The 25,530-nt window shown below is 59.8% G+C and carries 21 protein-coding genes and 1 pseudogene; 9 read left to right on the plus strand and 13 right to left on the minus strand.

What is annotated here, in order from left to right:
- Position 1: 1 nt before the first annotated feature.
- The 5 genes from mce to EV130_RS21120 all read left to right on the plus strand — a co-directional run bounded on the left by mce (position 2) and on the right by EV130_RS21120 (position 4,745).
- Positions 2-406: a methylmalonyl-CoA epimerase gene (gene mce, locus EV130_RS21100; RefSeq protein WP_074060893.1), complete on the plus strand. Its 405-nt coding sequence runs from the start codon at positions 2-4 to the stop codon at positions 404-406.
- A gap of 123 nt (positions 407-529) precedes the next feature.
- The gene (locus EV130_RS21105; RefSeq protein WP_074060894.1) at positions 530-805 is read left to right on the plus strand and encodes a DUF1467 family protein; all 276 of its coding nucleotides are present in this window, start codon (positions 530-532) and stop codon (positions 803-805) included.
- Between the two features lie 593 nt (positions 806-1,398).
- Positions 1,399-2,721: a proline--tRNA ligase gene (gene proS, locus EV130_RS21110; RefSeq protein WP_074060895.1), complete on the plus strand. Its 1,323-nt coding sequence runs from the start codon at positions 1,399-1,401 to the stop codon at positions 2,719-2,721.
- A gap of 17 nt (positions 2,722-2,738) precedes the next feature.
- Complete coding sequence (locus EV130_RS21115; RefSeq protein WP_074060896.1) at positions 2,739-4,046, plus strand: lipoprotein-releasing ABC transporter permease subunit; 1,308 nt, start codon at positions 2,739-2,741, stop codon at positions 4,044-4,046.
- 15 nt (positions 4,047-4,061) lie between these two features.
- Positions 4,062-4,745 (plus strand): ABC transporter ATP-binding protein, encoded by a 684-nt coding sequence (locus EV130_RS21120; RefSeq protein ID WP_074063122.1) that lies wholly within the window; start codon positions 4,062-4,064, stop codon positions 4,743-4,745.
- Here the strand turns inward: EV130_RS21120 and EV130_RS21125 are convergent, their stop codons facing one another.
- Positions 4,746-5,210 (minus strand): DUF5680 domain-containing protein, encoded by a 465-nt coding sequence (locus tag EV130_RS21125; RefSeq protein WP_132552176.1) that lies wholly within the window; start codon positions 5,208-5,210, stop codon positions 4,746-4,748. It abuts the gene before it with no gap.
- 502 nt (positions 5,211-5,712) lie between these two features.
- Between EV130_RS21125 and dnaE the strand changes: the two genes are divergently transcribed.
- On the plus strand, positions 5,713-9,195 hold the full coding sequence (gene dnaE, locus EV130_RS21130) for a DNA polymerase III subunit alpha (protein ID WP_132661247.1): 3,483 nt from the start codon (positions 5,713-5,715) through the stop codon (positions 9,193-9,195).
- Positions 9,196-9,232: 37 nt separating this feature from the next.
- On the opposite strand, the gene EV130_RS21135 is transcribed toward dnaE, so the two are convergent.
- From EV130_RS21135 to EV130_RS21150, 4 genes are all read right to left on the minus strand, one after another.
- Complete coding sequence (locus EV130_RS21135; protein ID WP_132661249.1) at positions 9,233-9,739, minus strand: HIT family protein; 507 nt, start codon at positions 9,737-9,739, stop codon at positions 9,233-9,235.
- Positions 9,740-9,786: 47 nt separating this feature from the next.
- Entirely contained in the window at positions 9,787-10,257 is a 471-nt protein-coding gene (locus EV130_RS21140; protein WP_074060899.1) for a hypothetical protein, read from the minus strand.
- 188 nt (positions 10,258-10,445) lie between these two features.
- On the minus strand, positions 10,446-11,684 hold the full coding sequence (locus EV130_RS21145; RefSeq protein WP_132661252.1) for a L,D-transpeptidase family protein: 1,239 nt from the start codon (positions 11,682-11,684) through the stop codon (positions 10,446-10,448).
- Positions 11,685-11,823: 139 nt separating this feature from the next.
- The gene (locus tag EV130_RS21150) at positions 11,824-13,116 is read right to left on the minus strand and encodes a DNA polymerase IV (RefSeq protein ID WP_132661255.1); all 1,293 of its coding nucleotides are present in this window, start codon (positions 13,114-13,116) and stop codon (positions 11,824-11,826) included.
- Positions 13,117-13,194: 78 nt separating this feature from the next.
- Between EV130_RS21150 and EV130_RS21155 the strand changes: the two genes are divergently transcribed.
- On the plus strand, positions 13,195-13,809 hold the full coding sequence (locus tag EV130_RS21155) for a GNAT family N-acetyltransferase (protein ID WP_132661257.1): 615 nt from the start codon (positions 13,195-13,197) through the stop codon (positions 13,807-13,809).
- Here the strand turns inward: EV130_RS21155 and EV130_RS21160 are convergent.
- Positions 13,757-14,402, minus strand: a pseudogene (locus EV130_RS21160) (hypothetical protein). The gene EV130_RS21155 and the pseudogene EV130_RS21160 sit on opposite strands and share 53 nt — an antisense overlap.
- A gap of 5 nt (positions 14,403-14,407) precedes the next feature.
- The gene (locus EV130_RS21165) at positions 14,408-14,716 is read right to left on the minus strand and encodes a DUF3572 domain-containing protein (protein WP_074060903.1); all 309 of its coding nucleotides are present in this window, start codon (positions 14,714-14,716) and stop codon (positions 14,408-14,410) included.
- A 132-nt stretch (positions 14,717-14,848) separates the two neighbouring features.
- On the opposite strand from EV130_RS21165, the gene EV130_RS21170 reads away from it, so the two are divergent.
- Both EV130_RS21170 and EV130_RS21175 read left to right on the plus strand, forming a co-directional pair.
- Positions 14,849-15,220: a response regulator gene (locus tag EV130_RS21170; protein ID WP_074060904.1), complete on the plus strand. Its 372-nt coding sequence runs from the start codon at positions 14,849-14,851 to the stop codon at positions 15,218-15,220.
- 18 nt (positions 15,221-15,238) lie between these two features.
- Complete coding sequence (locus tag EV130_RS21175; RefSeq protein WP_074060905.1) at positions 15,239-16,612, plus strand: PleD family two-component system response regulator; 1,374 nt, start codon at positions 15,239-15,241, stop codon at positions 16,610-16,612.
- Between the two features lie 748 nt (positions 16,613-17,360).
- On the opposite strand, the gene rpmG is transcribed toward EV130_RS21175, so the two are convergent.
- The 6 genes from rpmG to plsY all read right to left on the minus strand — a co-directional run bounded on the left by rpmG (position 17,361) and on the right by plsY (position 25,421).
- On the minus strand, positions 17,361-17,528 hold the full coding sequence (gene rpmG / locus EV130_RS21180) for a 50S ribosomal protein L33 (RefSeq protein ID WP_003547442.1): 168 nt from the start codon (positions 17,526-17,528) through the stop codon (positions 17,361-17,363).
- Between the two features lie 93 nt (positions 17,529-17,621).
- The gene (locus tag EV130_RS21185; RefSeq protein WP_132552180.1) at positions 17,622-18,806 is read right to left on the minus strand and encodes an MFS transporter; all 1,185 of its coding nucleotides are present in this window, start codon (positions 18,804-18,806) and stop codon (positions 17,622-17,624) included.
- Positions 18,807-19,038: 232 nt separating this feature from the next.
- Positions 19,039-19,497 carry a DUF983 domain-containing protein gene (locus EV130_RS21190; RefSeq protein WP_132552181.1) on the minus strand — a complete coding sequence of 153 codons (459 nt, stop codon included), beginning with the start codon at positions 19,495-19,497 and terminating at the stop codon, positions 19,039-19,041.
- A 106-nt stretch (positions 19,498-19,603) separates the two neighbouring features.
- Positions 19,604-21,976, minus strand: coding sequence for a ribonuclease R (gene rnr / locus EV130_RS21195; RefSeq protein ID WP_074060907.1), 2,373 nt, complete (start codon positions 21,974-21,976; stop codon positions 19,604-19,606).
- Between the two features lie 2 nt (positions 21,977-21,978).
- Positions 21,979-24,639 carry a type I DNA topoisomerase gene (gene topA, locus EV130_RS21200; RefSeq protein WP_132661259.1) on the minus strand — a complete coding sequence of 887 codons (2,661 nt, stop codon included), beginning with the start codon at positions 24,637-24,639 and terminating at the stop codon, positions 21,979-21,981.
- Positions 24,640-24,800: 161 nt separating this feature from the next.
- A complete protein-coding gene (plsY, locus tag EV130_RS21205; RefSeq protein WP_074060909.1) occupies positions 24,801-25,421 on the minus strand; it encodes a glycerol-3-phosphate 1-O-acyltransferase PlsY in 621 nt (206 codons plus the stop codon).
- Between the last annotated feature and the right edge of the window lie 109 nt (positions 25,422-25,530).

Consider the following 25,530-nt stretch of genomic DNA (forward strand, 5'->3'; position numbering starts at 1 on the left):
GATGCTCGGCCGCGTCAACCACATCGCCATTGCAGTCCCCGAGCTTGCCGCAGCAACGGCAGGCTACCGCGACACGCTGGGTGCCAGGGTCTCGCAGCCGCAGGCTTTACCTGAACACGGCGTCACCGTCGTCTTTGTCGAATTGCCAAACACCAAGGTCGAACTGCTGGAGCCCCTCGGCGAAAATTCGCCGATCGCCGCCTTCCTCGAAAAGAACCCTTCCGGCGGCATGCATCACATCTGCTACGAGGTGTCGGACATCCTTGCGGCGCGCGATCAACTCGCAAGATCGGGTGCGAGGGTCCTTGGCAGCGGCGAACCGAAGACCGGCGCCCATGGCAAGCCGGTGCTGTTCCTGCATCCGAAGGACTTCTTCGGCACCCTGATCGAGCTGGAACAGGTCTGAGGCAGGCTGCGGCAGACTGACCCGACTGCGGGATGCGTCGGTATACGGGATTTGAGCTAACCACCATTCCGCTCTATAAGTGCGTCTGCTTTAATGTTTGCAACGGCGTCTCGGGACACAGAAATGCTGCAGATTTTTCTACAGGGCTTTGCCGTCTACTTCATCGTCTGGTGGATCACGCTTTTCGCCGTGCTGCCGATTGGCCTGCGCACGCAGGCGGAGGACAATGACGTGGTTCTCGGCACAGTTCCGAGCGCGCCGACGCGTTTTCGGGCGCTCTTCATCTTCTCACTGACGACCCTCGTTTCCGCTGTCGTCTATGGCGCCTGGTATGTCTCCTCGACCTATTTCGGCTGGGGTTTCGACGCCCTGCCGCAGATTGGCCCGAGCTTTCGATAGGAATGGAGCTTTTGCTCAATCTTTGAGCATATGTAATAATTTGCAGAATTCCGGAGCTACAGACGGACCTCGTGGGAAGGCACGGGTGAACTGACGCAACGGCACGATGCTTGCCGTAAGGTAAGGCGAATGGTGTCTTTGTGGGCGCGGGGAGTGGAAAAACCAAAAAAAAACAAGGCTGAAAGCCTTGTTTTAAGTATCGCGTGATCTGTAACCGTTGCCGGGGCTGCGACGAGCGCGCCTAAGATCTGATCCTCCCAAGACTTGACCGCGAATTCGACAGGAATTTAATCTCCCTGCCTGTTTTGTGAGCTAAAGCTAGCTCAAAGATTAAGCTTTGTCATCAGCTTTTTTTGCATTTTTGCTACACTTGAGAAAAAAATACCTGTTGACAAGATTTTGATCCAAACCTTTAGAAATGCCCGCTTTTTTTCGCATAGGCATTTTTCGGCCGCAAACTTGCGTCTACGATAGGCGGCTCGCGCGCCACGCGGGTTTCTTTCCGGCCGCGAAGCGGTTATGAACGCTCCCGATATCAACGATCGCCGTCGATTCCGCATGAGAGCGGAATCCCAACTGCTCTGGAATCCGTCATGCGTCTGTCCCGCTATTTCATGCCCATCCTCAAGGAAAACCCCAAGGAGGCGGAAATCGTCTCCCACCGACTGATGCTGCGCGCCGGCATGATCCGCCAGCAGTCGCAGGGCATTTATTCCTGGCTGCCGCTCGGCAAGCGCGTTCTCGACAAGGTGAACTCCATCATTCGCGAGGAGCAGAATCGTAGCGGCGCGATCGAGCTTTCCATGCCGACGCTGCAGTCGGCCGAACTCTGGCAGGAGAGCGGGCGCTACGATGCCTATGGCAAGGAGATGCTGCGTATCAAGGACCGCCAGGACCGGCCGATGCTCTATGGACCGACGAATGAGGAGATGGTGACGGATATCTTCCGTTCCTACGTCAAGTCCTACAAGAACCTGCCGCTGAACCTCTATCATATCCAGCTGAAGTTCCGCGACGAGATCCGGCCGCGTTTCGGCACCATGCGCTCGCGTGAGTTCATGATGAAGGATGCCTATTCATTCGATCTGACGCGTGAAGGCGCCGAGCACTCTTACAAGAAGATGTTCACGGCCTACCTGCGCACCTTCGACCGCCTGGGCCTGCGTGCCATTCCCATGCGCGCCGACACCGGTCCGATCGGGGGCGATCTCAGCCATGAATTCATCATTCTCGCTGAGACCGGCGAATCCGAAGTGTACAGCCACAAGGATTTCGTCAATTTCGATATCCCGCCGGCCGATACCGATTTCGACGATGCCGCCGGCCTGAATGCCATTTTCGACAAGTGGACCTCTGTTTACGCAGCCACCTCGGAGATGCACGACGAAGCAGCGTTCAAAGCCATCCCGGAGACCGAGCGTCTTTCGGCGCGCGGCATCGAAGTCGGCCACATCTTTTATTTCGGTACAAAATATTCCGAGCCGATGGGCGCCAAGGTGCAGGGTCCAGATGGCAAGGAACATACTGTCCACATGGGCTCCTACGGTATCGGGCCGACACGCCTTGTTCCCGCCATCATCGAAGCATCGCATGACGACAACGGAATCATCTGGCCGGCTTCTGTTGCGCCGTTCGATGCGATCGTGATCAACATGAAGGCGGGCGATGCCGCTTGCGACACGGCTTGCGAGAAGATTTATGCGGCGCTTTCCAAGGCCGGCAAGGACGTTCTCTATGACGATACCGATGATCGCGCCGGCACGAAATTCGCCACCGCCGACCTGATTGGCATACCCATGCAGATCATCGCCGGCCCGCGCGCGGTCGCGAACGGCGAGGTGGAAATCAAGGACCGCAAGACCGGTGCCCGCGAAACGATGACGATCGACGCGGCAATCAACAAGCTCTTGGCGTAAGGCCGAACGGAGGCGAAATGGCAGATGCGGCGGTGGACCAGCGGGGTTCGAAATCCGGCTTCGGTCCGGCGGTCAGGCCATTTTCCGCTTTCGAACGGCTTGTAGCGTGGCGTTATCTGCGCGCCCGCCGCAAGGAGGCCTTCATCTCGGTCATCGCCGGCTTTTCCTTCGTCGGCATCATGCTGGGCGTCGCGACGCTGATCATCGTCATGGCGGTCATGAACGGTTTCCGCACCGAGCTGATCTCGCGCATCCTCGGCATCAACGGCCATATGATCGTGCAGCCGGTTGACGGACCTTTCACGGATTATGCGGCATTGACCGACAGGTTTTCGGCGGTGCCCGGCATCAGGATGGCGCTGCCGTTGGTCGAGGGCCAGACGCTGGCGTCGGGCCAGGCCGGTGCTGGAACCGGTGCCCTGGTGCGCGGCATCCGCGCCGACGATCTGACCAAGCTCAAGACGGTTTCCGACAACATCAAATCGGGAGACCTTGTCGGATTCGCTTCGGGGCAGGGCGTTCTTGTCGGTTCGCGCATGGCGGAGCAGCTCGGTCTGCAGGCCGGCGATACCATCACGCTCATTTCACCGGAAGGCGATGTGACGCCGATGGGCATCAATCCGCGCGTCAAATCCTACACGGTCTCCGGCATCTTCGAGATCGGGATGTCGGAATATGACGCGGCGATCATCTATATGCCGCTTGAAGAGGCGCAGCTCTATTTCAATGCCGAGGGCCTCGTTCAGTCGATCGAGCTCTTCGCCAACAACCCCGACGATATCGACAATCTCCGTCCAAAGGTGGAGGAAGCGGCAGGCCGTCAGATCGCCATCACTGATTGGCGACAGCGCAACCAGACCTTCTTCTCCGCCCTGCAGGTGGAGCGCAATGTGATGTTCATGATCTTGACGCTGATCGTTCTGGTCGCGGCGCTGAACATCATTTCCGGCCTGATCATGCTGGTGAAGGACAAGGGCAGCGATATCGCCATCTTGCGCACCATGGGAGCGACCTCCGGCGCCATCATGCGCATCTTCTTCATGACCGGTGCTGCGATCGGCATCGTCGGCACTATTGCCGGCGTGCTGCTCGGCGTCGTCGTCTGCATCAACATCGAATCGATCCGGCAGTTCTTCTCCTGGGTCACGGGCACCGTGCTCTTCAATCCGCAACTCTATTTCCTCAGTCAGCTGCCGGCCGAGATGAGTCTCGGTGAGACGGTCTCTGTCGTCGTCATGGCGCTGGCGCTGTCTTTTCTCGCGACCATTTTCCCCGCCTGGCGGGCCTCGCGGCTCGATCCGGTGCAGGCGCTCCGCTACGAATAAGGAATGCTGATTTCAATGAAACGGAACGTCGTTCTCAAGCTTTCGGGGGTCGAGCGTCACTATGGCCAGGGCGATACCGTGCTCACCATTCTGAAGGGGGCAGATTTTACCCTTCACAGCGGCGAGATCGTCGCGTTGGTCGCTCCTTCGGGCACCGGCAAGTCGACACTGCTGCATGTCGCGGGCCTCCTTGAGCACCCAGACGGCGGCGAAGTCATTGTCAATGGTCAAGTCTGCGAAGGGCTGAGCGACGACAAGCGCACCGCAATCCGCCGCAGCGAGATTGGCTTCGTCTACCAGTTCCACCATCTGCTCCCGGAGTTTACGGCCCTCGAGAACATCATGATGCCGCAGATGATCGCCGGACTGCCGCGAAAGGAGGCCGGCGAACGTGCAAAGCAGCTGCTCGACTACATGCGTATTGGCCATCGCGCCAGCCATCGTCCCGGCGAGCTTTCGGGCGGCGAGCAGCAGCGGGTCGCGATTGCGCGCGCAGTTGCCAATGCGCCGACCGTGCTTCTGGCCGACGAGCCGACCGGGAACCTCGATCCCGAGACCGCAAGCTACGTGTTCGATGCGCTGGAGGCGCTCGTCCGCCAGTCAGGACTTGCAGCGCTGATCGCCACTCATAACCACGAGCTCGCCGGCCGCATGGACCGTCGCGTGACGATCAGCGACGGTAGGGTTGTCGAGTTCTGATCAGCAGCGGACGAGGCCGCCTCGGTAGTCCAGCTCGTAAGCTCTCCGCTCTTCAACGATGATGATTTCCCGTCCGCTGAAGTGATCGCAATCGCCAATGCTGTGGTCGGCATAAAAGCCGAAGGGATGCTCGAATTCCATGCCGCCCAGGAAGCGCCCGTATTCGGCATACATAGTCGAAAGCGCCGCTTTGATGACGGCGCCTGCCTTGTCCCCATCGATCAGGGCCGGCTCGACGATGCGGCCGAAATAGTTCATTACCCAGACCGGCTCGCCGCCCAGCCAAACGACTTCTTGACCGGCAAAATCCGTTCCGCCGAAATAGCTGTCGAGATAGCGCCAGTCTTCGCGCTCGTAGCCGATGTCGTGCGATCCGCTGCGGCAGCCGCCCAATTTTTTCCCGCCGCCGACATAGGTATTGGCCTTCGCTTCGACGATGAAGTCGTTCAATGCAGCAAGATTCATGGCTTTCGGCCTCCCGCGCTGAAGCTCTCTGAAAAACGTATGGCTGTAAAGAACAAAATGAGAACTTGCGACGAATGACCGCAATTCGACCGACCGCTTCACCGATCGCGTGGTGCTCGTTCGACTGGAACTTGCCGGCAGGAGAACCGTCGGCATTGTCGGCAGCCGATGCCGCTTAGAAACGAGGCGATGACGTTAATTCTCGTCCCGTCCCGCCGTTAACCATGCGGAAACGATTCCTGTTGACAACGGAACAATAGCGGAACAAATTGGAAACATAACGAGTAAGGAGAGCCAGATGACTGACATGATCCGTGATATCGCAGCATTCACCTCCATTGCGATGTTCGTTGCCAGCTTTTCATTGATCCTCATGGCAATGTAATTTTTCAGGGGACCGCATCGCATTCTTGCGGTCCCCACAAGGGGCTGCTTCTGGACATCGCTTTCATCAACACCGACAATGCAAACCGATTCATTCGGGCGATTGGAAGGGTATGAGATGGCGGATGCGGAGAGCGGCTTCGTCGGTGGTACGCCGGGTTTCGTGCATCTGCGTGTCCACTCGGCCTATTCGCTCCTTGAAGGGGCGCTGCCGCTGAAGAAGATCCTTTACAAGGCAACCGGCGATAGCCAGCCGGCGATCGCCATCACAGACACCAACAACCTGTTCGTCGCCCTCGAATTCTCGCAAAAGGCGATGGAGGAGGGGTTGCAGCCGATCATCGGCTGCCAGCTGTCGATCGATTTGGACGACCTGGAGACAGAAAGGCGCGGCGGCCAGCAGGGTCTGCCCAAGCTGCCTTCGATCGTCGTGCTCGCCGCGACCGCGGCTGGCTACGAGCGGCTCGTCGATCTCGTCAGCCGCGCTTATCTCGGCGGCGACGACAACCAGGCTGTCCATATCAGGGCCAACTGGCTGGAAGAGGCGGGAACCGAAGGGTTGATCGCGCTGACGGGTGCGCTTGGCGGTCCCGTCGATATGGCACTGAAGCAGGGGCATTCCGCACAGGCGCAAACCCGGTTGCTTGCCCTGAAGCACCTCTTTCCAGACCGGCTATATGTCGAATTGCAGCGCCACGGAACCTATGACAAGCGCCATGAACAGAGGGTCGTGGGGCTTGCATATGAGCACGATCTTCCGCTGGTGGCGACGAACGAGGCGTTTTTCCCGACGCGTGACGACTATGATGCCCACGATGCCCTGATGGCCGTTGCCCATAACGCCATCGTCTCGGACGACAGCCGCTTCCGCCTGACGCCGGACCACTATTTGAAGAGCCGCGCCGAGATGGCGAAGCTCTTTGTCGATCTGCCCGAAGCGCTGCAAAACACGGTGGAGATCGCCCGGCGCTGCTCCTTCGTACTGAAGACCCGCAAACCCATCCTGCCGCGCTTTACCGGTGCCACCGACGATCCCGAGGAGGCGGAACGCGCCGAAGCGCTGGAGCTCCGCCGGCAGGCGGAGGAGGGGCTCGACATGCGCCTTTCGACACTCGGCATGTCGCCCGGCTATGAGGAGAAGGATTACCGTGAACGGCTGGAATTCGAACTCAGCGTCATCGAGCGCATGCGGTTTCCGGGCTACTTCCTGATCGTTGCGGACTTCATCAAATGGGCAAAGCAGCATGATATCCCGGTTGGCCCCGGCCGCGGTTCCGGTGCAGGCTCGCTGGTTGCTTATGCGCTGACGATCACCGACGTCGACCCGCTGCGCTTTTCGCTGCTCTTCGAACGCTTCCTCAATCCCGAACGCGTCTCGATGCCCGACTTCGATATCGACTTCTGCCAGGATCGTCGCGAAGAGGTGATCCGCTACGTGCAGCAGAAGTACGGCCGCGCGCAGGTGGCGCAGATCATCACCTTCGGGTCGCTGCAGGCGCGCGCTGCCCTGCGCGACGTTGGCCGTGTGCTGGAAATGCCTTATGGCCAGGTCGACAAGATCTGTAAGCTGGTACCGAACAACCCGGCCAATCCGACGCCGCTCTCCAAGGCGATCGAGGAGGAGCCGAAGCTTCAGGAGGAGGCGGCGAAGGAGCCCGTGGTGGCGCGCCTGCTCGATATCGCCCAGAAGATCGAGGGCCTCTACCGCCACGCCTCGACGCACGCCGCCGGCATCGTCATCGGCGACCGCCCGCTTTCGAAGCTGGTTCCGATGTATCGCGATCCGCGCTCCGACATGCCGGTTACCCAGTTCAACATGAAGTGGGTCGAGCAGGCCGGCCTTGTTAAATTCGACTTCCTCGGCCTGAAAACGCTGACGGTACTGAAGGTCGCGGTCGATTTCGTCGCCAAGCGCGGTATCAAGGTGGACCTCGCCGCGATCCCGCTCGATGACAAGAAAACCTACGAGATGCTCTCGCGCGGCGAGACGGTCGGCGTGTTCCAGGTGGAAAGTGCCGGCATGCGCAAGGCGTTGATCGGCATGAAACCGGACTGCATCGAGGACATCATCGCCCTCGTCGCGCTTTATCGACCGGGCCCGATGGAAAACATCCCGACCTACAATGCCCGCAAGCATGGGGACGAAGAGATCGAGTCGATCCATCCGAAGATCGATCACCTGCTCAAGGAGACACAGGGCGTCATCGTCTATCAGGAACAGGTGATGCAGATCGCCCAGGTCCTGTCCGGCTATTCGCTCGGCGAAGCCGATCTTCTGCGCCGCGCCATGGGCAAGAAGATCAAGGCGGAAATGGACCAGCAGCGTGAACGCTTTGTCGACGGCGCCATCAAGAACGGCGTGTCGAAGCCGCAAGCCGATAATATCTTCGAATTGCTGGCAAAGTTCGCAAACTACGGCTTCAACAAGTCGCACGCTGCCGCCTACGCTATCGTTTCATATCAGACTGCCTATATGAAGGCGCATTACCCGGTCGAGTTCCTGGCCGCGTCGATGACGCTCGATATGTCGAACACCGATAAGGTCAACGATTTCCGGCAGGATGCCAAGCGCCTCGCCATCGAGGTCATTCCACCCTCGGTTCAAAGCTCGTTCCGACAATTTGAAACCGGCGACAACCGCATTTACTACGCATTGGCGGCGCTGAAGGGCGTCGGCGAAAATGCCGTCGATCACATTGTCGACGTGCGCGGCGACAAGTCTTTTGCGAGCATCGAAGACTTCTGCCTGCGCATCGATCCGCGCCAGGTCAACCGGCGCGTGCTGGAAAGCCTGATCTATGCCGGCGCCTTCGACTGCTTCGGCCAGGATCGCGCTCAGCTCGCAGCCGGCCTTGATCGCATTTTGGGCTATGCCCAGCGCGCGCAGGAAAATAAGCTGAGCGGCCAGTCGGATATCTTCGGCGGCGCGCTATCGTCCGGGCCGGAGAAAATCGCGCTGCCGCCGTTTTCGCCCTGGCTCGCTTCCGAGCGGCTGCTCAAGGAGTTCCAGGTGCTGGGCTTCTACCTGACGGCGCATCCGCTAGACAGCTACAACAACATCCTGCAGAAGATGCGGGTGCAGACCTTTGCGGATTTCTCCGCTGCCGTGAAACAGGGCGCAACCAATGCCCGGCTTGCCGGAACGGTCATTTCGAAGCAGGAGCGCAAGACGCGCACCGGCAACAAGATGGGCATCATCGTCTTTTCGGATTCGTCGGGCCAGTTCGAAGCCGTGCTGTTCTCCGAAATGCTCAACCAGTACCGCGACGTGCTGGAACCCGGGAAGTCCTTCGTGCTAACCGCCACCGGCGAGGAGCGGCCGGAGGGCGTCGGTCTGCGCCTGCAGACGATCCAGTCTCTGGAGGAGAAGTCGCTCCAAATGCAGAAGTCGCTGCGCGTTTATGTCCGCGATTCCGGTCCTTTGCGCTCCGTTGCGGCGCACCTGAACGCCAAGGGTGACGGCCTCGTTTCCTTCATCGTCATCAAGGAGGACGGCAAGCGCGAGGTCGAGGTCGAATTGCCGCAAAAATACCGCATCACACCGGAAATCGCCGCCGCATTGCGCGCTGCCCCCGGCATTGTCGATGTCGAGCTTGTCTAGGTCATGAACTGCAAGGCCGGCAGCCGCTGAACCAGAATCAGAAAACGCCCCGTTCCTGAAGAAAGGCTTTTGCGATCTGCTCTGCGAGCCGTGCCATCTCGTCGGCGGGAATCTTCAGCACGCCATGCTCGACCATCAGCGCGTGGTACTGCTGCTCTTCGAGGGGTAGGCCTGACGGCAGAGGAACCACATGGAAATGGAGATGGCTGTTGGCTTGCCGGCTTCCGAGTGAAAGAACGTAGATTCTTTCAGCCTCGAATGTGTTTTTCAGCGCCCGAGACAAGTGGTGAACATGCCGTTGCAGTCGAAGGTATTCTTCGGTGGAGAGATCCCCGGCCAAGTCCTCGCGGTGTTTCCTTGGGGAAACAATGCAGTATCCGGGCAGCGTTGGATACTTGCTGAGAAAGATGATCGTCTCCTCATCCTCGAAAATGCGATGATGGAAGAATGCAGGATCTCCGCCCACCAGCCCGCAGATAAAGCAGGGCCTTGTCTCTATGTCGCCCAGGTAGGCATCGAGATTGAACGGCTGGCGTTTGCTCATGCTGAACATCATCGAAACTATATTAACTCAAATACGCGCGCTTCCGTTCAATTTTGGACGAAGGTTGTCTTGAGCGCCTTGGCAGCATCCTGGGCGTGGTCTCGGCGGTCAATGAAGTTGCGTGCCCGAGGGATCGGGTCGTGCAGATACTGGTCGGGGCCGAGCATCTTGCGCCGATTTAGCTCGACCGTGCTGAGCGGATCGAAATCGACCCCCACGATTGCGTAACCCCACCCGGGGTTATGAGATGCCCACCCCTTCCGATGGTGTTCCAGAAGCCGTTCGCGCCCGCAATAACCGTGATGATCGAAGGCGATGATGCCGTTCGTCACATACATATGAGCTCCTGCAAAACCCTCGTTCGGAATGATCCGCTCAGCATGGAAATCTTCGAGCGGCGGACGCCGAAGGAAGACACCGGCGAGGATGTGGCAGGCGCCATAGCCAAAAAAGATCCGGTCCGGCAGCGCCCACCGTTTTTCAGGATTCTTCTTGATGCCGTGTTTCAGGACGTACATTCGTGAGCATTTCCGTTTTCGATCCGGCCAACCACTTGGTTGATCGAACGTTCCGAACGAGACGCTTTATCTGCAACCAGTATGGCATTGTTTGCAACGAGATCGCAACTGGAAGGCAGCGCCGGAACCGACTGCAAAGGCCTGACGGCCACCACGTCCGTGCCGCCTGCTATCGATGGCTTTGCGCTCTAGCGCGTAATGGTGATGAAATCCGTGCCGGCGCCGGTCTCTGGGCCGATGCCGGTGTCGGAAATCGTCAGCGTCGAGCCTGCCGCCAGCATGCCGTCGATCCGTCGGCGTGTTTCTGCGGGTATCGTGATGCGGTCGAGCGCGTTGGCGATCGGCGTGCCGGTTACGATCGAACTCTCGTTGGCGACGATCCCGAGCCGCTTCATTGCTTGCCTGGAGAGATCATTCTTGAGCGTCACGCCGAGCCAGTCGGCCTTGCCGGCCTTGGCGTCGACGGCGTGCAGCACGAAGAAATGCGCGCCAAGTGCCTGTCGTGCATTGTCGATCGAAACCGGTGCCTCGAAGACCGGCATGAAGTCCTGCCGCACCATGATGACGCCGTTCGGCGGCTCGCCTTTGCCGGTCGCAGCGTAAACTTCCCTGAGGAGAGTGTCGCTGACGAGCACCCTGTCATCTTTGAATTGCGCCGGCCGCAGCGACTTGAAGGTGTTGATCGCCTGAATGGTGGCCGGCCCGACAAGACCGTCAGCTGTACCCGTCGAAAAACCCAGCTGGTTGAGATGGGTCTGGATGTCGATCACTGTCTCGCGCTGGGTTCGACGGGTAATGAGGATGCGGATCGGATCGGTGTTTTGCGGTGCCGCGACCTGCGCGACAGGCGACGGCGCGGCGCTGTTCATCGCCAGCTGAACCGGCTCTCCGCCGTACTGGCCGATCGCCGGGCGCAGTTCCGCATCCGAAAGCAGCAGTGGCGGTTCCGGCTGCTCGGGACGGAAGAGATTTGCATGCGCGATCGGCTCAGGCACCACTTCGGCATCGCTGATGATGACCGGCACGCTGAGATCCGTCATCTTGTAGAGCTGCTTGGCAAAGGTTGCGGGCATGCGCACGCAGCCGTGAGAGGCCGGATAGCGCGGGACGGAATTCGATTCATGAAGGGCGATGCCGGACCAGGTCAGCCGCTGCATCCACGGCATCGGAGCTGCCGAGTAGAGGTTGGACTCGTGGTACTTCTTCTTTTCGAGTATTGAAAAGATACCGTTCGGTGTCGTGTGACCGACCTTTCCGGTGGAGACTTTCGAGGTCGCGATCACCTCTGTGCCGTCATAGACGACAAGCGACTGCTTGTCCTTGGATACAAAGATTTGCAAGGTGCGGGCATCCACCGCAAACGCCGGGTGATGCACGAGCGCGGTCGCCGACAAAAAGCCGAGGCCGAAAACAAAACGCGAGAACATGTGAGCCAACCAATACGCAATACTTGCCCGTAAGATTACGGCACGATTCCTTAAGGAAGGCTTGAGCATCCGTCGTGGGATCGGCGCTCACGCATCGGTGATCTTTGGCCGGCACAGTCGCGTTCTTGCCATTGCCGGACTATCCGTCGCGTTTGCCGCTGCCGAACGTATAGCCGGTCTCCACGGTCTTCTTGCCGAACTTCTCGCGCAGTTTGTCCATCGCGCCTTCCGCCGCCGCGCGCCGCATGGACTGCTTGTCGATGAGGTCCGGCGGGTCGGCCCGCACCGGATCGCAAAGGTCGGTGACGCCGATGCCGATCAGGCGGAATTTCGTGCCGTCGGTCTCCCTCTCCAGAAGCTCGATGCCGGTCCGGAAAATCCTGTCGGCAAGCTGCGTCGGATCTTCCAGCCTACGGTTGCGGGTGCGGGACCTGAAGTCCGCCGTCTTCATCTTCAAGACAACCGTATTGCCGGCAATGCCGCTCTTCTTAAGCCGCCAGGAAACCTTCTCGGAGAGGCTGCGCAGGATCGGCACCAACTCGTCATAACGTGAAATATCGTCGAAGAAGGTCGTCTCGGAAGAAACGCTCTTTGCCGGATCGTTGAGGTGAACCTGGCGATCGTCGATGCCGCGCGAAAGGCGCGCAAGCCTCTGGCCGATACTGCCGTAACGGCGCATCAGGTCCGTTTCCTCCATCGTCTGCAATTGCCCGATTGTGCGGATGCCGTCCGCTTCGAGCATTGCCGCGAAAGACTTGCCAACGCCCCAGATCGTCGTCACCGGTCGCGGCGCCAGAAAATCCACGGCTTCTGCACGGCCGATGACGGAAAAGCCGCGCGGCTTTTGCAGGTCTGAGGCCACCTTGGCGAGGAACTTGCAGTAGGACAGCCCGACCGAAACCGTGATGCCGATCTCGTTTTCCACGCGGCGGGCGAATTTCGCGAGCGTTTGCGCCGGCGTGTCGCTGTGCAGGCGCTGGGTGCCGCCGAGTTCGAGAAATGCCTCGTCGATTGAAAGCGGCTGCACAAGCGGCGTCAGTGCCTGCATCATGGTGCGGACCTCGCGGCCGACCTTGACGTATTTTTCCATATCGGGGCGGATGACGACCGCCTGCGGGCATGCCTCCAGCGCCTTGTACATCGGCATGGCGGAGCGAACACCATGGATGCGGGCGATGTAGCAGGCGGTGGACACGACGCCGCGCTTGCCGCCGCCGATGATGACCGGCTTGTCGGCCAGTTCAGGATTGTCGCGCTTTTCCACTGCCGCGTAGAACGCGTCGCAATCGATATGTGCGAGCGTCAGATCATTAAGTTCCTCGTGCCGCACGACACGCGGACTGCCACAGGCCGTGCAGCGGCGTGCCTGGCCCTTCTGCTCGGCAAGGCAGTCGCGACAGAAGCCGGGTGTCTTGTCAGGGTTGGGCGTCATCGTGGTGAGAACAAAGATTGAACATTGTCAGACTACGCCTTAAACTTCCGAGTCTCAAGAGACGGGAGAGGTTTGGCTTTGGATATCGATCTGCGTTTTGAGCCGGTGACGCCGGAGCGCTGGACAGATTTCGAGAGACTTCTCGGTCCGCGCGGCGGCTTCTGTGACTGCTGGTGCGTGGCACTCAGGTTGCCGCATGCAGTGCGCACCAAAATGCGGCCGGATGAGCGGAAAGAGCATATCAAAAACCGCATCGCCGCCAGTCCGCCACCCGGAATTCTCGCATATGCGGATGGCCAGCCGGTCGCCTGGGTGCAGGTGGGGCCGCGCCATGATGTTGCCCAATTCAACTCGCCGCGCACAGTTTCCCGGCCGCTGGAGGAGGGTGATGTGCTGGATCCGTCTATCTGGGCTGTGAGCTGTTTCTTTCTCTCGCCGCCCCTGCGTGGCATTGGTCTCAGCCATCGCCTTCTGCAAGGCGCGATCGATCACGCGCGGCAAAACGGCGCGCGCTATCTCGAAGGCTGTCCCATCGACCACTCGAGACAGTCGAAGTCGGTCACGCTGTGCATTGGCTCGACCGCGATCTTCGATGCGGCGGGCTTCGAGCCGGTGGCGCGGCGAAAGGACGGGCGGCCGGTCATGAGGCTCGATTTGCGGCAGCGAGGCTCCGAGCCGCATCAGCTTCAGTGAAATGTCGGCCGATCAGCGATGCAGCCTCGTTCCAGTCGTGAATACGGCCGAATGCCGTCCATGGCCGCAGGCGCGAAACGGTGACGATCAAAGACCGGCATCGGTTGCAGCACAAAACAATGGCAACATGATCGCGCACCGAATGAAGATTGACCGCCATGTCGTCGATGAAAGCGACCGGCCCTTTCGCCTGACAGGTGCCAAGCAGCGGGGAGGGGAGGTTGAAGCGGTCGGCCCAACCGCAGCCGTTGATCCGCATAGACCGGCGGCATTGCGGTCAGCAAAACGATATCGACAGTGGCGGAGAACCTGCCGGGCGCCTTTGCGGCCAGAAAAAGGGGTAACGCCACTCCTCCTGCCGTTCGAAGAAGATTTCGACCGGCCGACGGACATGGATAAGATCGAGCGCAACCCCATCTTTAGAAACGATATTGCCATGAAGATGAAAGGATCGCGGCAAAAGCTCATGCCCTTCGCTGAGCAGGAACCGCTGAAAGGGATCGATGGACTGCAGCACGAAGGCGTCGACCTCGCAGACGATCAGCGGGGTCGCCGAGCCGCACATGCGAGAGATCGAAAGCTCCGGTCTCCATTGCGCTCAGTATTCTCCCGAATCGAGGCCGGGAGAGGAGAAATGCCGCCATACGGCAGCGAGCGTATCGGGCTTCGTCCCGGTCGCCTCGCAAAACGCCACCGCCGTTGGCTCGTGGTTCATCAGGAAATCGAGCAGTCCGGCGAGGAAGCCCGGATCGTGGACGGCGTTGCGGACCTGGGCAGGCTCCACGCCGGTCAGTGCCAGGAAACGCGAGAACATGTCGGGTTCGTTCGCCAGCCAGCTCAGAACGGCAATCGCCGTTTCCTGCGGGTCTGCGGCTAATTGTTTGGAAGTCTTGAAGTTGCTTTGCATTTCGCTGGGTAAGTTACCTTTTCTTCAACCAAATACCGGTAGTTTGCCACTATCGGTTTCCTGGATTCGCGCGCGCAGGCTTATGTCACGGCGCGATCGGCTGCAGGGACGAGACGTAGGGACACGCGTGCCATGCCCAAACAGGTGATGATTGTAGAAGATAACGAGCTTAACATGAAGCTCTTTCGCGACCTGATCGAGGCGTCCGGCTATTCGACAATTCAGACCCGAAACGGCATGGAAGCGCTTGATCTTGCTCGAAAGTATAAGCCAGACCTGATCCTTATGGATATCCAGCTCCCGGAGGTTTCCGGCCTGGAGGTCACCAAATGGCTGAAGGAAGACGATGAGCTGCATGTCATCCCGGTGATTGCGGTGACGGCCTTTGCAATGAAGGGCGACGAGGAGCGTATCCGCCAGGGCGGCTGCGAAGCCTATGTCTCCAAGCCTATCTCGGTTCCGAAGTTCATTGAAACGATCAAGACCTATCTCGGTGATGCCTAGCGCATCTGAAAGACGTTTATGACTGCGCGCATATTGGTGGTTGATGATGTTCCGGCGAATGTGAAGCTGCTCGAAGCGCGGCTTCTCGCGGAATATTTCGACGTGCTGACGGCGGCGGACGGCTATCAGGCACTGGCGATCTGCGAGCGCAACCAGGTCGATCTCATCCTGCTCGATGTGATGATGCCGGGGCTTGATGGCTTCGAGGTCTGCGCGCGACTGAAGGCGAGTTCGAAGACTTCGCATATTCCCGTCGTGATGGTGACGGCACTGGACCAGCCGGCTGACCGCGTGCGCGGCCTCAAGGCGGGTGCCGATGATTTCTTGACCAAGCCTGTAAACGACCTGCAGCTCATCTCCCGCGTCAAGAGCCTTCTGCGCCTGAAGACGCTGAGCGATGAACTGCGCATCCGTGCCGAAACGGCCGAGACGATGGGAATCGACGATCTGCTGCGTGCCGGCGAAGGGCGCCCGGAAGAGGCCGGACAGATTCTGCTGGTCGACGGCCGCGCCAATTCGCAGGAGCGTATCATCAAGGCGCTGAAGCCGATCGCCGATGTGACGGCCATCTCCGACCCGCAGGCAGCCCTGTTCGAAGCTGCCGAGAACGCCTTCGAGCTCGTGATCGTCAATGCCAATTTTGACGATTACGATCCCTTGCGGCTCTGCTCTCAGTTCCGCTCGCTGGAGCGTACCCGCTTTCTGCCGATCCTGATCATAACGGAGCAGGGCGCAGACGACATGGTCATCCGGGCTCTCGATCTCGGCGTCAACGACTACATCGTCCGCCCGGTCGATCCGAACGAACTCGTTGCCCGCGGGCTGACGCAGATCCGCCGCAAGCGCTTCAACGACCGCCTGCGGGCCAGCGTCAAGCAGACCATCGAGCTTGCCGTCACTGATCCGCTCACGGGCCTCAACAACCGCCGTTACCTCGACAATCATCTCAAGGTCCTCTTCAACCGCTCGATGGCCCGGGGGCGACCGCTGTCCGTGCTGATCACCGACATCGACCGCTTCAAGCAGGTGAACGACACGCACGGCCATGATGCCGGCGACGAAGTGCTCAAGGAATTTGCCAACCGCATCCGCTCGACCGTCCGCGGCGCCGATCTTGCATGCCGCTATGGCGGGGAGGAGTTCGTCGTGGTGATGCCCGATACGTCACCTGAGGTGGCTGCAGCGGTTGCCGAGCGTCTGCGGGCCTCGGTCGAAAGCATTCCTTTTGGGTTGAAATCGGCGGGGCAGGAGCTGAAAGTCACCGCCTCCTTCGGTATCTCTTCGCGCCTGTCCTCGGTCATCACACCGGACCAGCTTATGAAGCAGGCCGATCTTGCCCTTTATGAAGCGAAAAACACTGGCCGGAACCGGGTTGTTGCTGCTGCAGCCTGACGGCAATACTGTCTCGTAACCGGCGCAGGACATGGTTTTCCACCGGAAAACGTCGAATATTACAAATTTGTAATCGTGCTCCTGGCAATGGACGCGCTTCTTTTGTGGAAAAGGCCTGGAAATGGATCACTGCCTTCAGTGAGGTTCTTGGTCTGCATTTGCCACGGCTAAAAGAACAACGCCACACTGTCGAAGAATACACGGATTGCGGCAGGCCACTATGCAAGCGGTGCTATTTTCCGAACGGAAATGTGCGACCTCACGTAACGTCAGCGTCCAGTGAAGTTACTGCTATGTGCCTATCGGTTTCTTTGGAAATCTGGTTCATTTCCTGAACGCCTAAGTCATTCGGCTGAGCTCCACCTGCCCCAAATTTGGACTTTTAACCATAGGAGCAGGCAGGAATTTCTCATCATTAAGAATTTGTTGATTTTCTTTCATTTCTGCGCAAACAATTGGCTCATAAGAGAAAAGCACTCCCTCTATAGGAGTCGGAATACCCCATGATGCTCAGGTCCGCCGCATCTCCTGGGTCGTGGGGTCCGGTCGGCTAGCTCGCAACTTTTCGCGGTTCCTCGTGCCGCCTTGCCTGCTGGCCGACCCCCTTTGCCTGAAAACGCCGTCTTGTGCCATTGCGGAGCAAGGCGGCGTTTTTCATTTTGGACTGGTGGGCAAAAAAGACAATCCAGGAATGAAAAAAGCGCGCAGCCGGACAGCGCGCGCTCTTTCATCAACCTGAGGTCAAGAATTACTTGATCTTGGTTTCCTTGAACTCGACGTGCTTCTTGGCGACCGGGTCATACTTGGTCTTCGTCATCTTGTCCGTCATCGTCCGGCTGTTCTTCGTCGTGACGTAGAAGAAGCCGGTGTCGGCCGTCGACAGCAGCTTGATCTTGATTGTGGTAGCCTTGGCCATGGTTGTCCTGCCTTTAAGAAAATGAAAGCCGTGGAAAGCCGGATGGGCTCCACGGCAAATTCTGGCGCGAAACTACGAATCCGGCCCGAAAAGTCAAGCCCGCTTTCGCAGGAAAAGCAGCCTTATGCCTGCCAGCAAGGCATAAAGCCCGAAGAAACAGGCAATCGCCCATGCAAAACCATTGTTTCCGGCAACGTCGATAGCAACCCCGATCGCCTGCGGGCCGGCCACGGTGCCCACGGCATAGCAGAAGACGAAGGCGGCATTAGCCGCTGCAAGATCGGAGCCTTTGAGCCTGGAACCGAGGTGGCTGAGGCCGACGGTATAAAGGCCGGCAACGCAACCGCCCCAGAAAAGCAGGACTCCTGCCATCATGATCCAGCTGTGGGAGAGCAGCGGAAGCATCAGCGAGCCGATTAGGCCCATGAAGGCCATTGCGGCAAGCAGCGGGCGCTTGTCGGAAATCCTATCGGAGAGCATTCCGACCGGGATTTGAAAGATCACATTGCCGATGCCCATGACCGTCAGCAGCAATGCCGCCTGCGATTCGGTGAAGTTCGCGCGGATCGCGTAGATCGGGAACAGTGAAAGGCCGCCCGCCTCGACCGCACCGAAAATGAAGACTGCGGCCGTTGCCGTCGGTACCAAAAAGACGTAGCGCATGAAGTGCAGCTCCGGCTTCTCCTCTAGGATAGGGCTTTCGTGTCGCGCGATAAAGATCGGAATGGCCGCAAGCAGGATCGCGGCTGCACCAACCAGAAACGGCAAAATGCCGTCGCTGCCGAGAATCGAAAACAAGAGGGGGCCGGCCGCGAAACCGAGCGAAAGCACTGTCGCGTAGATGCCAAGCACGAAGCCTCGTTTCGTCGGAGGGGAGGCGGCATTGATCCAGAACTCCGACAGGATGAACAGGGTCGTCGTCGCGCCGTGGAATGCAAATCGCAATGGGAACCAGAGCCAGAAATTTTCGGCGTAGTAAAATCCGAGTGAGCTGAGCGCGGAAATCACTACGGCCCAGAGCATTGTCGGGGCGACTCCGTATTGATGAGCGAGTTTTGTGGTGATCGGGGCGGCAGCCATGGCGGCGATCCCCGCCATGGCCGTATTCAGGCCGATGAGGGTTGAGGGAATACCGCGCTTTTCCAGGATGATGCTGAGAAGCGGAAGGCCAAGGCCGATCGCGATGCCGACAGCGGAAATCGACGAGACGGCGGCAACCAGCGACGGCCAATGGATTTCCTCGACATCGCCTGGTGTGCCGTTTCTCGGCTGAGACATGAATCCATCCTTGAATGACTGAAACGAATCGCCCGTTTTGTGGCACATAGAAAGGCACACGCGTGCCAAATCCAAGTGACGGGCTGTGCTTTACGGAAAGTCCGGTGCCGATGGCAATAGATCAAATAGTCCAGCTCATGTTCACTAGGGACTGGTGCTGCAATCCTGCAGCGCCGGCGAGCGTTGCCCACTACACGCGAATTATGTCTGGACGGTGAAGGTGCAGGACTGCTTACGATGAGCGCCCGCCGGGGATATCGTAGTCGTCGTGATCATCGTTCTGGCCGCCGAAACCATGCAGGCGAAGCGCCCATTGCAGGCCGATCACGCCGCCCTTGATCGGCTGGATCACGACGAGGGCGGTGACAACTGTGACGGGAGCCCAGATCGCCAGCGTCAGCCAGAGCGGCAGCGGCCAGATCATGTCGGTCATCATGTAGCCACCGACCACGACGTGGCCGAGAACGAGGATGACGAGATAGGGCGGAAGGTCGTCGGAGCGGTGATGGTGCATGGCCTCGCCGCAGGCGGCGCAATGGTCGACGGGCTTGAGAAAAGCTCTGAAAAGCCTGCCGCTGCCGCAATGTGGACAACGGTTGAGCATGCCGCGCATGATGGAGCGGCCGAGCGGACGCTCCGTCGTTTCTGCGTCCCCATGACGGACCGGTTGTTCGGTCGAGGCAGTTGTCATGATCGTTCCCTTTCGAGCGTCCCTACACGCATGGAGCACCGCCGTCCGCCTGGCGGAGAAGGGACGCTGCTTGTTTCAAATGCAGAACATCCCATGAAAGGATGTTCTATCGCCGCCCCCTTGGCGGCCTTGTCCCGGCCGCCTTGCGGGCCTGGCGGTTGTCGCGGCGGCCTGCCTTGTGGAACGAGCGCACCGCCGTCGGCATGTTGCGGCCTTCGCTTATCATCTCGAAGCGAAGGGCGCCGGCAAGCGGGATCGCTTCGGCAAGCTTCACGGTGACATCGTCTCCAAGACGGTATCCCAGACCGGTCCTTTCACCTGACAGCGCCTGATGCGCCTCATCATAGATGAAGTAGTCCGTGCCGAGCGTGGATATAGGTACGAAGCCGTCGGCTCCATAGTCAGGGAGGGCGACAAATAGTCCCGATTTCGTGACACCCGATACGCGCCCCTTGAATTCTTCCCCGACACGCGTGCTCAGATGATGAGCGACCAGCCGGTCGACCGTCTCGCGCTCGGCGGCCATTGCACGGCGCTCGAACGTGGAGATTTCGGCGGCGATGTCGTCGAGTGCGGCTTCTTCCTCCGGTGTGATACCGCCTTCGCCAAGACCGAGCGAGCCGACCAGAGCACGATGAACGATCAGGTCCGCATAGCGTCGGATCGGCGAGGTGAAGTGCGCATATTTCATCAGGTTCAGCCCGAAATGGCCGATATTTTCCGGGCTGTAGATCGCTTGGCTCTGCGAGCGCAGAACCATCTCGTTGACCATCGTCTGATGCGGCGTGTTCTCGGCTTTTGCCAGGATGCCGTTGAAGCTGTTCGCACGCACATTGCCGCCTTTGGCAAGCGAGATGCCGAGCGTTGCCAGAAATTGGCGCAGGATCTCCTGCTTGGCGAGCGTCGGACCGTCGTGGACGCGATAGATCAGCACCTGACGCTTCTTCTCGAGCGTTTCGGCCGCGCAGACATTTGCCTGGATCATCATTTCTTCGATAAGCTTGTGCGCGTCGAGCCGCGGCGGCACGAAGACGCGGTCCACCGTGCCGTCCGGTTTCAGCAGGATCTTGCGCTCGGGCATATCGAGTTCGAGCGGCTGGCGCCTTTCACGGCCGCGCTTAATCACCTCGTAGGCGTGCCACAGCGGCTTGAGGATCGGCTCCAGCATCGGCCCGGTCTTGTCGTCGGGCTTGCCGTCGATCGCTGCCTGCGCGTTGCTGTAGGAAAGCTTCGCCGCACTTTTCATCATGATGCGGTGGAACGTATGCCCGGCCTTACGGCCTTCCTTCGAGAAGACCATACGCACGGCAAGTGCCGGTCGGTCGACGCCTTCCTTCAGCGAGCAAAGATCGTTGGAGATGCGTTCCGGCAGCATCGGCACGACACGATCGGGGAAATAGACCGAATTGCCGCGCTTCAGCGCTTCGCGGTCGAGTGCTGAATTGGACCTGACATAATAGGAGACATCGGCGATCGCCACGGTGATGATCACGCCGCCGGGGTTGTCGGGGGAGGGGTCCTCTTCGGCATAGACCGCGTCATCGTGATCCTTCGCATCGGCCGGGTCGATGGTGATCAGCGGCACGTCGCGCCAATCCTCGCGATGCGACATCGTCGCGGGCCTGGCCGCCAAGGCTTCGTCGATCACCGGCTGCGGGAAGACATGCGGAATGCCGTGCGCGTGGATCGCGATCATCGAGATCGCCTTTTCCGAGGCGACGGAACCGACGACCGACAGCACCTTTGCGCGCGGCAGGCCGAAGCGTCCGAGGCGCGCGATCTCGACTTCGACGAGATCGCCGTCCTTAGCATCGCCCGTATAATCCGGATCGATCAGCATCTCTTCGCCGCGTCGTTCGATCGGCAGCAGCCGTCCAGCGCCGCCGGGGGCGGTGCGGAAGACCCCCATGGTCGCGCCGCGGCGCTTGTCGATGATCTTGATGATGCGCGCGGTATAGGCCGGTCCGCCGCGGTCAGCCGCCGGAAAGATCTTCGCCACGACGCGATCGCCCATTCCGGCAACGGGTGTCTTGCCCTTGCCCTGGCGTCCGGCAGGCGACGTCTGGCGGATCGCGACGGCAGGTGCAACGCCCTGATCCTCAGGCCACTCCGCCGGCCGGCCGATCAATTCGCCGTCCTTGTCGCGTGTCGTGATGTCGAGAACGGTTACCGGCGGTAGTGCGCCCGGCCGGATCAGCGATTTCCGTGTCTTCTGCAGCATGCCTTCCTGTTCGAGGCCTCGCAGCATGTGCTTGAGTTCGACGCGGCTGTCACCCTTGAGGCCGAAGGCCTTGGCGAGCTCGCGTTTGGACGCCTTTTGCGGATGCTCGGCGATGAAGCGCAAAATGACTTCGCGCGACGGCAATGCGCCGTGCACGATGTTCAGCGGTTCGACGGGAGCGGCTTCGCGGCTCGCGCGGCCGAGCTTGCCCGAGCGCTTGCCCAAGGTCTTCGTTCTTTCGCGCGGAATCCTGCTCACTCTCAGCTCTTCTTCGTTTTGGCGGGCGCTTTCGCTTTCGCAGCGGCTTTGGCCTTGGGCTTGGCGGCGCTTTTGGTCGCCTTGCCTTGTGAAGCGGCAGCCTTTGCCTTCGGTTTTGCCCTGCCCTTGGCCGCCGGCGCCTTGCCGGCCTTGGCGGCGATCAGCGCCAGCGCTTCCTCGACCGTGATTGCCTGCGGATCCTTGCCCCTAGGCAGCGTGGCATTCACCTTGCCCCAGCTCACATAGGGACCATACTTGCCGTCACGAACGGTGATTGCGCCACCATCGGGATGGTCGCCCAACTCCTTGAGCGCGGCCGGTGTTCCACGCCCACGGCCGCCCGGAGCCTTGTTCGCCTTCTCGGCGATCAGCGTTACGGCACGGTTGAGGCCGATCGAAAACACGTCCTCGACGCTTTCCAGATTGGCATAGCCGCCGTCATGCAGCAGGAATGGCCCGTAGCGCCCGATGCCGGAGGAGATCATCTTGCCGGTTTCCGGATGCTTGCCGATGTCGCGCGGCAGCGAGATCAGCGCCATGGCCTTCTCGTAGTCGATGTCTTCCGGCTTCCAGCCCTTCGGGAGCGAAGCGCGCTTGGCATCCTTGCCGTCGCCGCGCTGGATGTAAGGGCCGAATCGACCGGAGCGCAGCGTCAGTTCCTCGCCGGTCACCGGATCGATGCCGAGGTTCTTCGGTTCGTTTTGGACCCCACCTTCGGCTTCTCCGCCGTTTTCGGAGGTGAGCTGACGGGTGTAGTTGCATTCGGGATAGTTCGAGCAGCCGACGAAGGCGCCGTATTTGCCGAGCTTCAGCGACAGGTTTCCGGTGCCGCAGACCTGGCAGATGCGCGGATCGCTACCGTCCTCCCGCTTCGGGAAGACGAGCGGCGCCAGCTGTTCGTTGAGCGAATCGAGCACATTGGTGACGCGCAGTTCCTTTGTATCTTCGATCTGCGAGAAGAAATCCTTCCAGAAATCGCGTAGCACCTGTTTCCAGTTGAGCTCGCCTGCCGAGATCCGGTCGAGCTTCTCTTCCAGGTCGGCAGTGAAATCGTATTCGACATATTTGGTGAAGAAGCTTTCGAGGAACGCCGTCACCAGGCGTCCCTTGGAATGGGGGATCAGCTTGCGCTTGTCGATCGTCACATATTCGCGGTCGCGGAGCGTCGCGAGGGTCGCGGCGTAGGTGGAGGGACGGCCGATGCCGAGCTCTTCCATCTTCTTGATCAGCGTCGCTTCCGAATAGCGAGGCGGCGGTTCGGTGAAGTGCTGCGTCGAGTTGATCTTCTGCTTTGCGAGGTTTTCGCGCGCATTGATCTCCGGCAGGCGGCCGCCTTCGTCGCCTTCGTCGGTCTGTTCGCCGTCTTCCTTCTGGTCGGTGTAAGCGGCAATGAAGCCGTCAAACCGGATGACGGATCCGACGGCGCGCAGGCCGGCCTTCTTTCCATTGTTGTCAGCAGCGATTTCGGCCGTCGTGCGCTCGATTTCGGCAGAGGCCATCTGGCTCGCGATGCCGCGCTTCCAGATCAGGTCGTAGAGCTTGATCTGATCGGCATCGAGGAATTTCCGCACACGGTCGGGCGAACGGTAGAAATCCGTCGGACGGATTGCTTCGTGGGCTTCCTGTGCGTTCTTCGCCTTGGTGGAATAGAAACGGGCCTTTTCCGGCATGTAGCGCTCGCCGAACTGATCGACGATGGCGCGCCGGGCCGCATCGATCGCTTCTGGTGCCATCTGCACGCCATCGGTACGCATATAGGTGATGAGACCGACCGTCTCGCCGCCGATATCAACACCTTCGTACAGTCTCTGGGCGATCTGCATCGTGCGCGATGCAGAAAAACCAAGCTTGGAGGAGGCTGCCTGCTGCAGCGTCGATGTCGTGAACGGCGGTCCCGGGTTACGCTTGACGGGCTTTGCCTCGATGCTGTCGACGACATAGGCTGCACCCTCGAGCAGGGCTTTCAGCTTGCCGGCGTCGTCGCCGTTGGCGATCGATCGCGCCTGCAGCCGTTTGCCATCGGCTGCAACCAGCTTGGCCTCGAATTCATCACCGCGCGGCGTCTTCAAAAGAGCCGAAATGTTCCAGTATTCTTCCGAAATGAAACGCTCGATTTCGGTTTCGCGGTCGCAGACGAGACGCAGCGCGACCGATTGTACGCGGCCGGCCGAACGGGCACCCGGCAACTTGCGCCAGAGTACCGGCGAAAGATTGAAGCCAACGAGGTAATCGAGCGCGCGTCGTGCGAGATAGGCATCGACCAGCGGTACGTCGATGTCCCGCGGTTCGGCCATCGCATCCAGGACCGCCTTTTTGGTGATGGCGTTGAAGACGACGCGCTTCACCGACTTGCCGTTCAGCACGCGCTTCTTGTTCAGGACGTCGAGGACGTGCCAGGAGATTGCTTCACCCTCGCGATCCGGGTCGGTTGCCAGGATGAGCCCATCGGAAGACTTTACCGCATCGGCGATGTCCTTCATGCGCTTGGCCGAGGCGCTGTCGACCTCCCAGAGCATTTCGAAGTCCTGGTCAGGAAGAACAGAGCCGTCCTTGGCAGGCAGATCGCGCACATGGCCGAAGGAGGCGAGCACCGTGTATCCGGAGCCCAGATACTTGTTGATCGTCTTGGCCTTGGCAGGCGATTCCACCACTACAACATTCATCATGATTCTCTAAAAAACCACCGCGCCCGGCGAGGAGAAGAGCGTAATACTTGCCGCTCGAAGATTACCGGCACTCCGACATGGACAGGGAAATCGCTCCGGTCAAGGGGTTTGCTGAATTTTAGAGCTCCCGCAGCACCGGGAGGGCGGCTTCGTCCAACTTACCCTTTTGCCCCGATCTTGCTCTCCGTCCCACTCATGAGGCGGGAAATGTTGGCCTTATGCTTGTAATAGGAGATGACAGACATCACCGCCATGACCGCTGCAACTTTCTCGACCCCCAATATCCACAGTGCAACCGGGACGACAAGCATCGCAACCAGCGCCGACAGCGAGGAATAACGGGTCGTAAAGGCAACCGCGAGCCATACGGCGCCGAAAAGCAGAACCATGACCGGCGCGACCCCTAGCAGCGTGCCGATATAGGTGGCAACGCCTTTGCCGCCCTTGAAGCCGATCCAGACGGGGAAGAGGTGGCCGATGAAGGCAAAGAAGCCGGCAATGATGCCCGCTTCCCCGCCAAGGAAATAACCGACGATCCAGGCTGCGGCCGACGCCTTCAGCGCATCGAGCAACAGGGTCGCTGCCGCAAGCTTCTTGTTGCCGGTACGCAGCACATTTGTCGCGCCGATATTGCCGGAGCCGATGCTGCGCACATCGCCGAGCCCTGCCGCCTGCGTCAGGATGAGACCGAAGGGGATCGAGCCCAGCAGATAGCCGATAACGGCCGCCGCAAACGCCAGCGGCAGTGTGATCTGCCAGGTCAACACGTCAGAGATCATATAACTCCATCCCTTTCGTCCAATGGACTTACCCCACCCGCAGACCGTCTCGCCCAAAGGGGAAAGCATCTCTACAGCGCCTTGCGAAGGACCAAACGCCTCTGCCAGC

The sequence above is a fragment of the Rhizobium azibense genome, assembly GCF_004342325.1.
Taxonomy (GTDB): domain Bacteria; phylum Pseudomonadota; class Alphaproteobacteria; order Rhizobiales; family Rhizobiaceae; genus Rhizobium; species Rhizobium etli_B.

What these genes read in the sequence shown, in the direction of transcription:
- EV130_RS21125 (WP_132552176.1), bottom strand. Translation starts at nt 5,210, where the DNA reads ATGAATCTTGCTGCATTGAACGACTTCATCGTCGAAGCGAAGGCCAAT.
- dnaE (WP_132661247.1), top strand. Translation starts at nt 5,713, where the DNA reads ATGGCGGATGCGGAGAGCGGCTTCGTCGGTGGTACGCCGGGTTTCGTG.
- plsY (WP_074060909.1), bottom strand. Translation starts at nt 25,421, where the DNA reads ATGATCTCTGACGTGTTGACCTGGCAGATCACACTGCCGCTGGCGTTT.
- EV130_RS21145 (WP_132661252.1), bottom strand. Translation starts at nt 11,684, where the DNA reads ATGTTCTCGCGTTTTGTTTTCGGCCTCGGCTTTTTGTCGGCGACCGCG.
- EV130_RS21135 (WP_132661249.1), bottom strand. Translation starts at nt 9,739, where the DNA reads ATGAGCAAACGCCAGCCGTTCAATCTCGATGCCTACCTGGGCGACATA.
- EV130_RS21120 (WP_074063122.1), top strand. Translation starts at nt 4,062, where the DNA reads ATGAAACGGAACGTCGTTCTCAAGCTTTCGGGGGTCGAGCGTCACTAT.
- EV130_RS21185 (WP_132552180.1), bottom strand. Translation starts at nt 18,806, where the DNA reads ATGTCTCAGCCGAGAAACGGCACACCAGGCGATGTCGAGGAAATCCAT.
- EV130_RS21115 (WP_074060896.1), top strand. Translation starts at nt 2,739, where the DNA reads ATGGCAGATGCGGCGGTGGACCAGCGGGGTTCGAAATCCGGCTTCGGT.
- EV130_RS21140 (WP_074060899.1), bottom strand. Translation starts at nt 10,257, where the DNA reads ATGTACGTCCTGAAACACGGCATCAAGAAGAATCCTGAAAAACGGTGG.
- EV130_RS21150 (WP_132661255.1), bottom strand. Translation starts at nt 13,116, where the DNA reads ATGACGCCCAACCCTGACAAGACACCCGGCTTCTGTCGCGACTGCCTT.
- EV130_RS21170 (WP_074060904.1), top strand. Translation starts at nt 14,849, where the DNA reads ATGCCCAAACAGGTGATGATTGTAGAAGATAACGAGCTTAACATGAAG.
- topA (WP_132661259.1), bottom strand. Translation starts at nt 24,639, where the DNA reads ATGAATGTTGTAGTGGTGGAATCGCCTGCCAAGGCCAAGACGATCAAC.
- rpmG (WP_003547442.1), bottom strand. Translation starts at nt 17,528, where the DNA reads ATGGCCAAGGCTACCACAATCAAGATCAAGCTGCTGTCGACGGCCGAC.
- EV130_RS21165 (WP_074060903.1), bottom strand. Translation starts at nt 14,716, where the DNA reads ATGCAAAGCAACTTCAAGACTTCCAAACAATTAGCCGCAGACCCGCAG.
- EV130_RS21105 (WP_074060894.1), top strand. Translation starts at nt 530, where the DNA reads ATGCTGCAGATTTTTCTACAGGGCTTTGCCGTCTACTTCATCGTCTGG.
- mce (WP_074060893.1), top strand. Translation starts at nt 2, where the DNA reads ATGCTCGGCCGCGTCAACCACATCGCCATTGCAGTCCCCGAGCTTGCC.
- EV130_RS21190 (WP_132552181.1), bottom strand. Translation starts at nt 19,497, where the DNA reads ATGACAACTGCCTCGACCGAACAACCGGTCCGTCATGGGGACGCAGAA.
- proS (WP_074060895.1), top strand. Translation starts at nt 1,399, where the DNA reads ATGCGTCTGTCCCGCTATTTCATGCCCATCCTCAAGGAAAACCCCAAG.
- EV130_RS21175 (WP_074060905.1), top strand. Translation starts at nt 15,239, where the DNA reads ATGACTGCGCGCATATTGGTGGTTGATGATGTTCCGGCGAATGTGAAG.